We start from the raw sequence: 13,621 nt of genomic DNA, 5'->3' as shown, positions 1-13,621 counted from the left end.
CCGCTACGACAAGACCGCCACCATCTACCTCGCCGGACTCCACCTCGCCGCCATCCACATCTGGTCGGCCAGGTGATCCGAAAGAAACGGCCTAGCCCCCCAGGGCAGTGCGCCCGGGGCCCGTTCCGCACCCGCACGCCTGCGCCCTTCGGGTGCGTGCTCGTTGCGCCGACCGGCCCAACTGCCGCGAGCGGTAAGGAACTCCTGCCCCGTATAGTCGTGACCCGACGCATTCGCCCGCCGGCCGGAGGTTCCCCCGTGACCGCCTCGTCCCACTCCGACCAGGTGTACGCCGGCCAGGCCGTCTACCGACCGTGGACGCTCCCCGTGTACGACTTGGTGGCCTTCAAGATCAACTGCCGGTTCCTGTTCCGGGTCCCGGTGTCCGAAGTGGTCGCCATGTTCGACCGCAACGTCTCCGCGGAGCACCTGGACGTCGGGGTGGGCACGGGCTACTTCCTGGACAACTGCCGCACCGACCCCGAGCAGTCCATCACCCTGGCCGATCTGAACGAACACTCGCTGCGCCACGCGGCCCGACGGCTCGCCCGCTTCGACGTCACGACCGTCCGGGCCAACGCCCTGGAACCGCTGCCGCTGCCCGGGGCGTCCTTCGGCTCGGCCTCGTTGAACTTCCTGCTGCACTGCGTGCCCGGCAGCATCCGCGAGAAGGCCGCGGTGCTGGACAACGTCGCGGCGTGCGTGCGACCGGGCGGGCGCCTCTTCGGCGCCACCGTGCTGAGCAAGGGGGTGCCGGTCGGCGCGGCGGCCCGGGCGAGCTTCGCGGCGTGGAACCGGCGCGGCATGATGAACAACTCCGAGGACAGCCTGGACGACCTGCGGGCGGAGCTCGCCGCCCGCTTCCCCGTCCACACGGTGACGGTGCACGGCTGCACCGCCCTCTTCGAGGCCGAGGTGCCCTGACGCCCGCGCGGCCGGTCACCCGGGGCGCGTGCCCCGCTTCGAAACTGATCGTCCCGGTCGGACCGTGCGGGCTAGGTTGATGACCTCACCGCGTGAGTGGAACGCGGACCACACGGAGGGCCGACCATGTCCATAGCCACCCCCACGAACACCCGCCTCGCGGTGGAGAAGTTGTTGCGCACGATCAGCGAGGGCGACCCCGAGCGCATCGCCGAGTTGTACGCGGAGCGGGGCGATTGGCAGCTGAGCTGGCCGGAGGCCGAGCACGGTCGTGCTGCCACGCCCTGGATCCGTCACCGGAGCAATCGGTCCGACGCAGCCGCCCACTACCGCGAACTCGCCGAGCACCACGTGCCGGAGCTGGTGGCGACCGAGGTCGAGCGCATCCTCGTCGACGGGAACGACGCGGTCGTGACCGGCGAGATCCGCCAGACCGCTCGGTCCACCGGACGTGCGTACCGCGCGCGGTTCGCCCTGCACCTCACCTTCGAAGAGGGCCTGGTCACCCGGCACCACGTGTACGAGGACAGCCTTGCCGTCCGTCAGGCGTTCGCCACCGAGGAGCGGTAGCGCCACCCGGGTGTGTGGGGCGGGTGCTGCTCGCCGCCGGGAGCGGACCGTGACGATCGGGGTCCGCTCCCGGAACGCAGGCTAGGAGCGGCGGGGTACGGGGATCACGTAGCGGCTGAACAGCAGATCGCGCAGGACGTCGTCGCCGCCCTCCACCAGGGAGACGTAACGGACGTCCCGCACCAGCTTGCCGATGGGCAGCTCATGGGTGTAGCCGAGGCCGCCGAACATCTCGGAGCCCACGCTCGCCACCTCCCAACCGGCCTGGCCGCAGAACATCTTGGCGGTCAGCGCGGACTTCAGGGTGCCCTGGCGGTGGAACCGGGCGGCGGCGTCGGGCGCGGACATGATCGCGTCGTAGTCGCGGGCGGCGCGCAGGCAGTGGCTCTTCATGACGTCGATCTGCATCTCCATCTGCCCGAGCCGCTGGGCGAACACCGGACTCTCCACGAGGGTCCCGTCCCGCAGGGGCTTGCTCTTGGCGTAGGTCATGCAGTGGTCCCGGATGCGCCGGGCCACGCCGATCGCGGTGGCGGCGATCAGGATGCGGCTGGCGTTGAGGCCGATCTCCAGCAGCCGCAGCCCCGAACCGTCGAGCCGGTTCGCCAGGGGGACGCGGCAGCCCTGGAGACCGACCTGGTAGGTGTACGAGGAGCGCAGGCCGATGACGTCCCAGCGCTTCACGATCTCCACCCCGGGGGTGTCCCGCGGCACCAGCACCGCGTGGTACGCCTCCGGGTCCTCCGCGGAACGCGCCACCACCACGAGGAAGTCGGCGAAGTCGGTGTTGGTGGAGAAGAACTTCTCACCGGTGAGGACGAGTTCGTCCCCGTCGACCGCCACCGTGGTCTCGATCTTGGCGAGTTCGCTGCCCGCGGACCGTTCGCTGCCCAGCGTCGCGCAGAACGCGCCCCGGTCGCCCATCGGGGCGAGGTACCGGGCCTTCAGCTCTTCGGAGCCGTACAACTGCACGATGCTGGTGCCGAGGACCGAGATGAAGAGGGTGAAGGCCACTCCGGCGTCGCCGTAGGCGATCTCGTTGACGATCTCGACGCCGTCCTCCAGGCTCAGCCCGCGGCCGCCGAGTTCTTCGGGCAGCCACCAGTTGGCCAGTCCGGTCTCCCGGAACCCCTCGTAGACGTCCGAGGGCTTGTCCTCCAGCTCGTCCCACCGGGTGTGCGGGCCGTCGAGACGCTCCTTGACGAACGTGCGCACGGCCTTCAGGTCTTCCGGCTTCATCTCTCCACTCACTTCCAGGTCAACGCACTCACCCGCGGGCGAGCGGATCGTCATTCGGAGTTCGCCCGCAGGACGAGCGCCTCGATGTCGAGCTCGTCGATGTCGTCGATGTCGTCAAGGCCGTCGGAGTCGTCGAGGTCGTCCGGTCCCGCGTCACCGTCCGGCAGGTCGACGTCCTCGTCCGCCGGATCCTCGGGCGCGGGGAACAACAACTCCCGCACGCGCTCCGCCAGGGCTGCGGGCGTCGGGTAGTTGTAGATCACCGTCGCCGGGACGTGCACTCCGGTGTCCAGCTTGACCTGGTTGCGGAACTCGACGCCGCTGAGGGAGTCGAAGCCGATCTCCTGGAACGACATCTCGGCGTCGATGTCCTCGGAGGACGGGTATCCCAGTACCACGGCCGCGGTCTCCAGCAGCAGCGACACCAGTTCCTCGCGCTGCTCCTCGGCGGAGAGGGCCGCCAGCTTGGCCGCCATGGGGGACTCCCCGCCCTCCTCGACCGCGGACGGTTCGACGGGGGCGGGCGCGGCGACGGGTCGGACCAGGGTGCGCAGCAGTGCGGGCACGGTGTCCTGGCCCAGGGCGGCCCGGTCGATCTGGACGGGGAGTTGGAGCCGTTCGTCGGTGGCGAGCGCGGCGTCGAACAGGGCCGTGCCCCGCTGTGCCGTCAGGGGCGCCATGCCGTGGCGTCGGAAGCGTGCCAGGTCGGTCTTGCCGAGGGTGCTGGCCATGCCGATCTCCCACGGGCCCCAGGCCAAGGAGAGTGCGGGCAGTCCCTCCGCGGCACGCTGCTCGGCCAGGGCGTCGAGGAAGGCGTTGGCCGCCGCGTAGTTGGCCTGGCCCGCGTTGCCGATCACGCCCACGACCGAGGAGTACAGCACGAAGGCCGACAGGGGCGTGTTCCGGGTGAGTTCGTGGAGGTGCCAGGCGGCGTCGACCTTGGGGCCGAACACGCCGTCGACGCGCTCCGGGGTCATCAGTTCCACGGTGGTGTCGTCGAGCGTGCCTGCCATGTGCACGACCGCGGTGAGCGGGGCCTCCTGCGGGATGCGGTCGAGTTGCCGGGCCAGCGCCGCGGCGTCCGAGACGTCACAGGCGGCGTCGGTGACGTGGGCGCCGAGTTCGGTCAGCTCGGCGGCCAGCGGGCCGGCCCCGGAACGGCTGAGCAGCAGCAGGCGGCGCACGCCGCGTTCGACGACGAGGTGCCGGGCGAGCAGTGCCCCCAGCCCACCGGTGGCGCCGGTGAGCAGCACGGTGCCGTCGGGGTCCCAGTCCGGCCGGGCGTCGGCGGCCGCGACCACCGGGAGCAGCCGTCGTGCGTGGAGTTCGCCCCGGCGGATCGCCACCTCGGGCACGGTTGCGTCCAGGGTCTCCAGCGCACGTCGTGATTCCTCGGTGCCGTCGGTGTCCACGAGCACGAACTGTCCGTCGTGCTCGGCCTGTGCGGAGCGCACCAGGCCCCACACCGGTGCCAGCGCCGGATCGGGCGTCTCGCCGGGGAGGACGGCCAGGGCGTTCGTGGTGACGACGGCGAGGGGTCGCTCGTGGTGGTCGTCGAGCCGGCGCTGCACCAGTTCGAGTGCCGCCGCGGTGCTGGCCCGCGCGGCGGTGGGCACGTCCGGGTGGGCGGCGCGCTCCAGGTGTACGAGGTCGACCGGTGGGGCCGGCTGGTCCGGTGCCGCTTCCAGCGGGGACCAGCGCACCGCGAAGAGGGAGTCGGCGAGCGATCCCGCGGCCAGTTGGTCCGGTGAGGCCGGCATCAGGGCCAGGGACGCGACGGTCAGCACGGGCGCGCCGTCGGCGTCGGTGATCGCGAGGGAGACCTCGGTGTCGCTGATCCGGGCGGCGCGGACCCGTAGCCGGTCGGTGGCGGGCCCGTGGTGGGTCACCCCGGACCAGGAGTAGGGCAGCACCGCCCGCGTCGGATCGTCGGAGGCCACCAGCGACAGCACCGGGTGCAGTGCGGCGTCGAACAGGGCCGGGTGCACGGCGAATCCGGCCGTGGCGTGCCCCGCCTGCTCGGGCAGGTGGACCTCGGCGTGCACCGCTTCGCCGTGCCGCCACAGCGAGCGCAGTCCCCGGAAGGCCGGCCCGTACCCGTAGCCCCGGTCCACGAGTTCCGGGTAGAAGCCGGAGAGGTCCACCGGGGCGGCGTCGTCCGGCGGTCGGACGTCCACGGCGGGGGTGTGGGCGGGGGCCTGTCGCTGGACGTGTCCGGTGGCGTGGCGGGTCCAGGTGCGCGAGCCGCCGACCGGGCGTGCGTAGACACCGATCGGGCGCCGGCCCGAAGGCTCCGGCCCGCCGAGGACGACCTGCACCTGCACGGCGCCCTCCGCGAAGGTCAGCGGCGTGTGCAGGGTGATTTCTTCGAGGGTGCGGCTGCCGGTGCCGTCGATCGCGCGCAGTGCCATGTCGACGACGGCCGCGCCCGGGAACACGGTGTGGCCGAAGACGGTGTGGTCGGCGAGCCAGGGTGCGGTGACCGGGTCGACGGTTCCGCTGAACGCCACCTGGTCGCCCACGGCGAGTTCGGTGGCCGCGGAGAGGAAGGGGTGCCCGACGGGTTCCAGTCCGGCGGCCGTGACGTCGCCGTGCGCTCGGGCCGGTTGCGCCCAGTACCGCTGGTGGTCGAAGGCGTAGGTGGGCAGGTCGACGGGGGGTCCGGCGGGGCCGATGAGGTCCAGGTAGGCCCGCCAGTCCACCGGGACGCCGACGACGTGCAGCCGGGCCAGGGCCTCGGTCGCCGCACGGGCCTCGGAACGGCCCTTGCGGGCGAGGGGGATCGCCGTCAGGTCCGGGTCGGTGGTGGTGTCGGCGGCCATGGCCGACAGGACTCCGTCGGGACCGACCTCGATCAGCGTCCGGGCGCCGGCCCGCACCGCGGCGGCGACCCCGTCGGCGAAGCGCACGGCCTCGCGCACGTGGCGCACCCAGTAGGCGGGGTGTTCCAGCTCGCCCGGTTCGGCGAGGGCGCCCGACACGTTGGACACGACCGGGATGCGCGGCGGCGCGTAGGTGACCGACTCGGCGACGCGCCGGAACTCCTCCAGCATCGGTTCCATCAGCGGCGAGTGGAAGGCGTGCGAGACGCGCAGTGCCTTCGTCTTGCGTCCCTCGGCGGCCAGGGCCGCGGCGACCGCGGTGACGACGTCCTCGGTGCCGGAGATGACGACGGCATCGGGCCCGTTGACCGCGGCGACGGAAGCCGACTGTTCGTGTCCGGCCAGGGCGGCCCGCACCTCGTCCTCGCCGGCCTGCACGGCCACCATGGCCCCGCCGCTCGGCAGGGCGCCCATCAGGGCGCCGCGGGCGGCGACCAGGCGGGCCGCGTCGGCGAGCGGGAACACTCCGGCGACGTGCGCGGCGGCGAGTTCGCCGATGGAGTGCCCGACGAGTACCGCGGGCTCGATCCCGAAGGAGGTCACGAGCCGGTAGGCGGCCACTTCGAAGGCGAACAGCGCGGGCTGGGTCATCGCCGTCCCGTCGAGCAGCCCGGCCGCCGCGGAGCCCGGCTCGGCGCCGACGACCTCGTCGACGGGGTGCTCCAGCAGGGGGTCCAGTGCGGCGCAGACCTCGCGCCAGGCCTCGGCGAACACCGGGAAGCTCGCGATCAGTTCCCGGCTCATGCCCAGGCGTTGACTGCCCTGTCCGGAGAAGAGCACGCCGATGCCGGGTGCCGCGGAAGCGTGTCCGGTGACCACCCCGGATTCGCGCTGTCCGCGGGCCAGGGAGTCCAGTTGGGTGAGCAGTTCTTCCCGGCCGGTGCCGATGACCACGGCGCGGTGGTCGAGACGGGCGCGTCGGGTGACCAGGGAGCGGGCCACGTCGAGCGGGTGCGCCGCGGGGTCGGCCGCGAGCGCGGTGCCCAGCTTCCGGGCCTGCCCGGCCAACGCCTTGGCGCTGTGCGCCGACACCGTCCACACCGTGGCGCCCGGGGTCGGCGCGGTCGCCGCCGGTGCGGTGGGCGCTTCGGCCGGTACGGGATCGCCCTGTTCGATGATCACGTGGGCGTTGGTGCCGCTGATCCCGAAGGAGGAGACCGCGGCGCGGCGGGGGCGGTCCGCCCGCGGCCAGTCGCGCTGTTCGGTCAGGAGTCGGACGGCGCCGGAGGACCAGTCGACCTGCTGGGAGGGCTGTTCGGCGTGGAGCGTCCTGGGGAGCGCCCCGGCCCGCATCGACATGATCATCTTGATCACCCCGGCGACACCGGCGGCGGCCTGGGTGTGCCCGATGTTGGACTTCAGCGAGCCCAGCCACAGGGGCTCCGCGCGGTCTTGGCCGTAGACGGCGAGCAGGGCCTGCGCCTCGATCGGGTCGCCGAGGCTGGTGCCGGTTCCGTGGGCCTCCACCGCGTCGACCTCCGCCGGGGACAGACCGGCCGAGGACAGCGCCTGGCGGATCACCCGTTCCTGGGAGGGGCCGTTGGGGGCGGTGAGGCCGTTGCTCTCGCCGTCCTGGTTGATCGCGCTGCCCCGGAGGACGGCCAGCACGCGGTGGCCGTTGCGTCGCGCGTCCGACAGCCGTTCCAGCACCAGCACGCCGACGCCCTCGGACCAGCCGGTGCCGTCGGCGGTGTCGGAGAACGCCTTGCAGCGGCCGTCGGCGGCGAGTCCGCCCTGTCGGGCGAACTCCACGAACATGCCCGGGGTGGACATCACGGTGACGCCGCCGGCCAGGGCGAGGGAGCAGTCTCCGGAGCGCAGCGACTGGGCGGCCAGGTGCACCGAGACCAGGGAGGAGGAGCACGCGGTGTCGACGGTGACGGCCGGGCCTTCCAGGCCGAGGGCGTAGGCGATCCGGCCGGACACCACACTGCCGGAGCCGCCGGTCAGTGCGTGGCCGGCGAGGTTGCCGGACACGTCCTGGAGGCGGGGCAGGTAGTCCTGGGCCATGGCCCCCATGAACACCGCGGTGCTGGTGCGGCGCAGCGCCGTCGGGTCCTGGCCGGCGTTCTCCAGCGCCTCCCACACGGCTTCCAGGGCGAGCCGCTGTTGCGGGTCCATGGCGAGGGCTTCGCGGGGGCTGATCCGGAAGAATCCCGCGTCGAACTCCGCGGCACCGTCCAGGAAGCCGCCGGCGGGCACGAAGTCCGTGTCCGTGGCGAGCTGCCAGCCCCGGTCCTCGGGGAAGCCGGTGATCGCGTCGTTCCCGTCGGCGACCAGCCGCCACAGGTCTTCGGGGGTCACCACGCCGCCGGGCAGCCGGCAGCTCATGCCGACGACGGCGATCGGCTCGTCGTCGATGACGGCGCCGGCGCCGGCGTCCGCTGCGGCGCGGTCCTCGGTGGGTCCGGCGAGTTGTTCGTGCAGGTGGCGCACCACAGCGGCGGGTGTCGGGTGGTCGTAGGCGAGTGAGGCGGGCGTCTGGAGTCCGGTCGCGGCGTTCAGCCGGTCGCGCAGTTGCACCGCGGTCACCGAGTCGAAGCCGAGTTCCTTGAAGGTGTGGTCGGCGCCGATCCGTGCGGTGTCGGCGTGCCCGAGGAGGACCGCGGCCTCACCGCGCACCAGCGTCCACAGGTCCTGCTCCGAGGTCTCCACGGAGGCGGGCGCGGCGGCCTCGGGGGCCGGGGCGGTGGACGTCGACCGGACGGCGGGCGCCGCGGTGGCGGGTCCGTCGATCCAGTGGGTCTCGCGCTGGAACGCGTACGTCGGCAGCGTCACGCGGCGGGCGCCGGTGAAGCAGTGGCGCCAGTCCAGGTCGACGCCGCGGCTGTGGAGTTCCGCCATGGACAGCAGCAGCCGGTGCGTCTCCTCCTCGTTGCGGCGCAGCGTGGGCTGCACGACGGCCGAGCCGACCGTGGCGGCGATGTGCATGGCGAGCACCGGGTGCGGGCTGACCTCCACGAACGTGCCGTGCCCGGCGGCGGACAGGGCGCGGACGGTGTCGGCGAAGCGCACGGGTTCGCGCAGGTTGCGGTACCAGTACTCGGCGTCCAGTTCGGCCGGGTCGACCCGGCCGGCGACGACGGTGGAGTAGAACGCCACTCCGGTGTCGGTGGTCGCGGCGCCGGCGACCCCGGCGAGCACCTCGTCCCGGATGGATTCCACGTGGTCGCAGTGGGAGGCGTAGTCGACGGGGACGATCCGGGCGCGGATCTCCTTCGCCTGGCAGTCGGCGACGGCCTCGCGCACGGCGTCGGGGTCGCCGGAGATCACCACGGTGCCGGGCGAGTTCACCGCGCCGATGGACACCCGGCTCTGGTCGATCTGGTCGGCGGGCAGGTCGAGCACCGCCATCAGGCCCCGCCCGGACAGCTTCTCGGTGATGACCCGCGCCCGGGCGACGATCAGCCGCACCCCGTCGGCCAGGGAGAGGATGCCCGCGGCGGTCGCGGCGGCGATCTCCCCCTGGGAGTGGCCGATGACCGCGTCGGGCGTGAGGCCCGCCGAGCGCCACACCTCGGCCAGCGAGACCATGACGGCGAACAGGGCGGGCTGGACGACGTCCATCCGCTTCAGTGCGTCCTCGTCGCCGAGGACCTCCCGCAGCGACCAGCCGCCGTACTGCCGGAGCAGGTGCTCGCACGCGTCCATGCGGGCGGCGAACACCTCGTTCGCCGCCCACAGGCCCTGGGCCATGCCGACCCAGTGGGCGCCCTGCCCGGAGAACACCCACACCACGCCGCCGCCCTCGGTGGCGGTACCGGTGACGGCCCGGGCGGACGGTGTGCCCTGCGCCAATGCGGTGAGCCCGGCCAGCAGTTCCGCCCGGTCGGCGGCGAGCACGACGCCCCGGTTCTTCAGCGCCGAGCGGGTGGTGGTCGTGGAGTGGCCGATGTCCCGCGGGTGCAGGTCGGCGTCGTCGCGCACCCAGTCGTGCAGGAGCTTGGCCTGTTCCCGCAGCGCCCGGGGCGTGCGGGCGGACACCGTCACGGGGACGGGTCCGGCAGGCGCGGCGGGTGCGGTCTGCGTCGCCGGGCGCGGCTCGGGTCGCGGCTCGGGGGCGGCGACGACGAGGTGGCAGTTGGTGCCGCCGATCCCGAAGGAGCTGACGCCGGCCAGGCGGGGCCCCTCGGGCCAGGGCCCGGCGGCGGCGTTGACCCGGAGCTTCCACCGCTCCAGCGGGATGTCCGGATTCGGGGTCTCGTAGTGGAGGCTGGCGGGCAGCAGGTCGTGCTGCACCGCGAGGCCGACCTTGATCAGGCCGAGGACGCCCGCGGCGGCGTCGAGGTGACCGATGTTGGTCTTCACCGACCCGACGAGCAGCGGGTGCCCGGGGTCGCGGCCCTCCCCGTGGACGGCGGCCAGGGCGCTCGCCTCGACCGGGTCGCCCGCTCGGGTGCCGGTGCCGTGCAGTTCTACGTAGCCCACCTGCGCGGGGTCCACTCCGGCGTCCCGGCAGGCCGCGCGCAGCAGGGCGCCCTGGGCTTCGGCGTTGGGCACGGTGAGGGCGCCGGGGCCGTCGTGGTTGACGGCGCCGCCCAGGAGCACGCAGTACACCCGGTCGCCGTCGGCGACCGCGTCGGCGAGCCGTTTGAGGACGACGACGCCGGCGCCCTCTCCTCGGACGAAGCCGTTGGCCCGGGCGTCGAAGGTGTGGCTGAGGCAGTCCGGCGACAGTGCGCCGGCACGCGCGAACGCGATCGTGCTCTCCGGCACCAGGTTCAGGTGGACCCCGCCGGCGAGGGCCAGTCCCGCGGCGCCCGAGCGCAGGCTCTCGCAGGCCATGTGCACCGCGACGAGGGAGGAGGACTGCACCGTGTCGACGGTGAGGCTCGGCCCGTGCAGGCCCAGTTGGTGGGAGACCCGGTTGGCGATCAGTCCGCGGCTGAGGCCGGCGATGGAGTGGTGGGACAGTGCGTCTCCCCCGTGCCGGTGGACCAGGGAGGCGTAGTCGTCGCCGGTGGCGCCCAGGAACACCCCGGTGGCGCTGCCGTGCAGGCTCTCCGGGGGGAGGAAGGCGTCTTCCAGGGCCGCCCAGCTCAGTTCGAGCACCATGCGCTGGCGCGGGTCCATGACCGCGGCCTCGCGCGGTGAGATGCCGAAGAACTCGGCGTCGAAGTCACCGACGCCGTCGACGAACCCACCCCGGGGGTGGCTCGCCAGTTCGGGGACGTCCGTCGGCCAGCGGTCGGCGGGCGCGTCCGCGATCGCGTGCTCGCCCTTCCGCAGCAGCCGCCACAGCGCCCGCACGTCCGCGGCGCCCGGAACCCGACACGACATGCCGATGACGGCGACGGCATCGCGATCCACCCCGGTGTCCCCTTGTCCGCCCTCGTACCTGCCCATAGAGCTCCAGCCCCCTCTAGCCTTATGTGCTCCACGATCCGCGAACGGCCCCCGTGGATACACTTTTACGGCGAGGAATCCGGGGAGTTTCCCGCTGCACGGGAGTTCCGTCGGCGGCGGACGGCTCCGCAGCGGGCCGGGGTGGTGGGCGTGCGGACGGGCGCGCCGCCCGTCCGCCGGGCGGCGCCGTGCGCGGTGAGCTGCGGGGGCGCTGCGCGGGGGCCGTGCGTGGCCGCGCCGTCGAGCGGCGTGGCCACCGGGGCGTACGCCGTCAGCCGGCCGTTCGCGCGTGCCAGGAACGGCCGATCGCCTTGACCAGCGACGGCGTCACGAAGACCCGCCGGAAGGGCAGGATGAGGGGCATGTACACCTTCCCCAGTCGGCCCTTCGTCTTGACCAGCACGGTCATCTGCGCGTGGTAGCGGCCGTCGCCGTCGTCCACCCACCCGATGTGCATCGCCGCGTGCACGGTCTTGTTGACGACCTCGGTCACCCATTCGTCGGAGGTCTGGTAGACCGACTTCAGCGGCACGACCTTCATGTCCGGGCCGCGCGGGACGTCGAGCAGGTCCGCCGGTAGGCGGTCCCGCAGCGAGGGGTTGCGCGGACCGACGCCGTGTTCGTCCCCGTCCCACTTCAGGACGGCGCCGAGCCGCCACCGGATCGCGAACAGCAGCTTGTACATCGGCGACGGCTTGAAGTCGGATCCGTCGCTGTCGAACTGGTTCACCAGGTGGGCCAGCCCGTCGGGTCCGCCGGGGGTGTCCAGGTCCCAGACGTCTTCGATCTCGAAGTCCTTGATGAACTCGTGGAGCCTCCAGGGCCGTTCGGTGAAAGCGGAGTTGGGGATCCTCATGCACACACTCCATCTCGGGTGGAACGGACGCGCACCCGCGCGGGGAACCCCGCCGGGTGCGGCGTGACGCGGGGGCGGCCCGTGTCCCACCCGGGCCGGTCCCCGGGTCCCGGGGGCCTCACCCCTGACGGGTCGGAGGGCCGCTCCCGCCACTCCCCGGGTGCGGGGACCGTCTGATGACGCCGCCGGGCCGAAACCGGCCGCGCGCGGCGGAGCCAACCTACCGGGGGGCGCCGAGCCGCCGCGAACGCGCCTCGGCGTCCGTGCAGTTGGCGCCCCCCACGGGCAGCGGTCGGTGCTCAGCCCGCGGCCGACGCCGCCTTCACCTTGCGGGGGCGGAACACCATGCGGGCGCCGCCCTTCGGGATGTTGACGACGGTGCGGCTGTGGGCGAGCTGCGGGGCGGCGTCGGCGCGTTCCACGTCACAGGTGGTCAGGATCTCGGTCAGGGTGGCCTTCAGCTCCACGAAGGCGATCCGGTCACCGAGGCAGCGGGTGTGGCCGCCGCCGAACGGGATCCAGGTGTGCGAGGCCGGCTTGACGCCGAGGAAGCGCTCGGGCCGGAACTCGTCGGGCTCCGGGTAGTTGTGCTCGTCCCGGTTGAGCAGGTAGGCGCTGGCCCACAGCCGGTCACCGGACTCGTAGCGCACGCCGCCTATCTCGATGGGCTTGACCACCTCGCGGGGGACGATCTGCTGGATCGGCGGACCGAGCCGCAGCACCTCGTTCACCACGGCCGTCAGGTACTCGTCGCTGCTGCCCTCCTCGATCTCCGCGCGCAGCCGCTCGACGACGTGGGGGTGCCGGGTCAGGAACTCCAGCGCCCAGCAGATGGCCGATGCGGTGGTCTCCGTACCGGCGAGGAACTGGGTCATGATCTCGTCGCGCATCTCGATGCGGCTGGGCTTGGAGCCGTCCGCGTTGGTGATGCCCAGCATCACGCCCAGCAGGTCGTCGCCGGGCGCGCCGGACCGGGCACGCTCCTCGATGGCCGTGTCGAGCGTGCGGTAGACCCGTTCGCGGCGGGTCAGGAACTCGTTGACGCCGTTGGGCCGGATCAGGCGCAGCAGCTTCACCCGCCAGGGCGGCATCCGGTGGAACATCTTCATCGACGCGGGCCGGGAGTTGAAGTCCAGCATCTTCATCACCTCCTCGAACATCTCGTCCTCGCAGGACGGGCGGTGCTCACCGAAGAGGACTTCGAGGATGACCTTGGTGGTGTAGCGGTGCGCGTGGGGGTGGACCGAGACGACCTGGTTGCGCGGCCAGGACGCGACCGTCTCCTTGGCCAGTTGGGTGACGGCCTGCTCCACGCGCTTCAGGGCGTCGCCGCGGAAGCTGGGCATGACGCTGCGGCGGCGCGTGGTGTGCGCGTCCTCGTCCAGCCAGGCGAGGCCGTTCTGCCCGGTCCACTTCTCGATCGGGCCGTTGCTGGAGCCGGTGTGCAGCACGTCGCGGGGCGCGAAGAACATCTGTTTGACGTCCTCCGGCGCGGAGATCACATGGATGCGGATCCCGGGGATGATCGTCACGCGGAACCGGCTGCCGTACTTGGCGCGGCAGCTCTTCAGGAAGGGCTCGGGGCGAGCCCAGATGCTCAGCAGCTGCCGCATCCGCGGCATCTCCACCACGGGCAGCGCCGTGGAGGGCACGACCGTCTGCGGAGCGGGCGCGGAATGGTCGATCGGGCACGTGCCGCCGGACGCGACCGCCGCGTCGTGAGTGTTGCCGGAGTGGTCCATAGTCCTTGCTTCCTTCATCTCGTTGCCGCTTGGGTCACGTGTTCTGGCCCGCCGTCGCCGCT

General features: G+C 72.7%; 6 protein-coding genes. 2 read left to right on the top strand and 4 right to left on the bottom strand.

Annotated elements, in window-relative coordinates:
* The first annotated feature begins 258 nt into the window (after nucleotides 1-258).
* On the top strand, nucleotides 259-924 hold the full coding sequence (locus ACFYOU_RS33060; RefSeq protein WP_389764270.1) for a class I SAM-dependent methyltransferase: 666 nt from the start codon (nucleotides 259-261) through the stop codon (nucleotides 922-924).
* Between the two features lie 126 nt (nucleotides 925-1,050).
* Nucleotides 1,051-1,494 (top strand): nuclear transport factor 2 family protein, encoded by a 444-nt coding sequence (locus tag ACFYOU_RS33055; RefSeq protein ID WP_391310963.1) that lies wholly within the window; start codon nucleotides 1,051-1,053, stop codon nucleotides 1,492-1,494.
* A gap of 81 nt (nucleotides 1,495-1,575) precedes the next feature.
* Here the strand turns inward: ACFYOU_RS33055 and ACFYOU_RS33050 are convergent, their stop codons facing one another.
* The 4 genes from ACFYOU_RS33050 to ACFYOU_RS33035 all read right to left on the bottom strand — a co-directional run bounded on the left by ACFYOU_RS33050 (nucleotide 1,576) and on the right by ACFYOU_RS33035 (nucleotide 13,559).
* Nucleotides 1,576-2,733 (bottom strand): acyl-CoA dehydrogenase family protein, encoded by a 1,158-nt coding sequence (locus ACFYOU_RS33050; protein WP_391310961.1) that lies wholly within the window; start codon nucleotides 2,731-2,733, stop codon nucleotides 1,576-1,578.
* Nucleotides 2,734-2,783: 50 nt separating this feature from the next.
* The gene (locus tag ACFYOU_RS33045) at nucleotides 2,784-10,961 is read right to left on the bottom strand and encodes an SDR family NAD(P)-dependent oxidoreductase (RefSeq protein ID WP_391310959.1); all 8,178 of its coding nucleotides are present in this window, start codon (nucleotides 10,959-10,961) and stop codon (nucleotides 2,784-2,786) included.
* Nucleotides 10,962-11,232: 271 nt separating this feature from the next.
* Complete coding sequence (locus tag ACFYOU_RS33040; RefSeq protein ID WP_391310957.1) at nucleotides 11,233-11,817, bottom strand: DUF2867 domain-containing protein; 585 nt, start codon at nucleotides 11,815-11,817, stop codon at nucleotides 11,233-11,235.
* A gap of 299 nt (nucleotides 11,818-12,116) precedes the next feature.
* On the bottom strand, nucleotides 12,117-13,559 hold the full coding sequence (locus tag ACFYOU_RS33035; RefSeq protein WP_391310955.1) for a cytochrome P450: 1,443 nt from the start codon (nucleotides 13,557-13,559) through the stop codon (nucleotides 12,117-12,119).
* Between the last annotated feature and the right edge of the window lie 62 nt (nucleotides 13,560-13,621).

Origin of the sequence: Streptomyces sp. NPDC005955 (assembly GCF_042871255.1) — a bacterium.
In the GTDB taxonomy this organism is placed as follows: domain Bacteria; phylum Actinomycetota; class Actinomycetes; order Streptomycetales; family Streptomycetaceae; genus Streptomyces.
This window is presented reverse-complemented; position numbering and strand designations above follow the sequence as displayed.

Excerpts from the sequence above, each read along its gene's own strand:
- ACFYOU_RS33055 (WP_391310963.1), top strand. The coding sequence starts at position 1,051 with ATGTCCATAGCCACCCCCACGAACACCCGCCTCGCGGTGGAGAAGTTG.
- ACFYOU_RS33050 (WP_391310961.1), bottom strand. The coding sequence starts at position 2,733 with ATGAAGCCGGAAGACCTGAAGGCCGTGCGCACGTTCGTCAAGGAGCGT.
- ACFYOU_RS33045 (WP_391310959.1), bottom strand. The coding sequence starts at position 10,961 with ATGGGCAGGTACGAGGGCGGACAAGGGGACACCGGGGTGGATCGCGAT.
- ACFYOU_RS33040 (WP_391310957.1), bottom strand. The coding sequence starts at position 11,817 with ATGAGGATCCCCAACTCCGCTTTCACCGAACGGCCCTGGAGGCTCCAC.
- ACFYOU_RS33035 (WP_391310955.1), bottom strand. The coding sequence starts at position 13,559 with ATGGACCACTCCGGCAACACTCACGACGCGGCGGTCGCGTCCGGCGGC.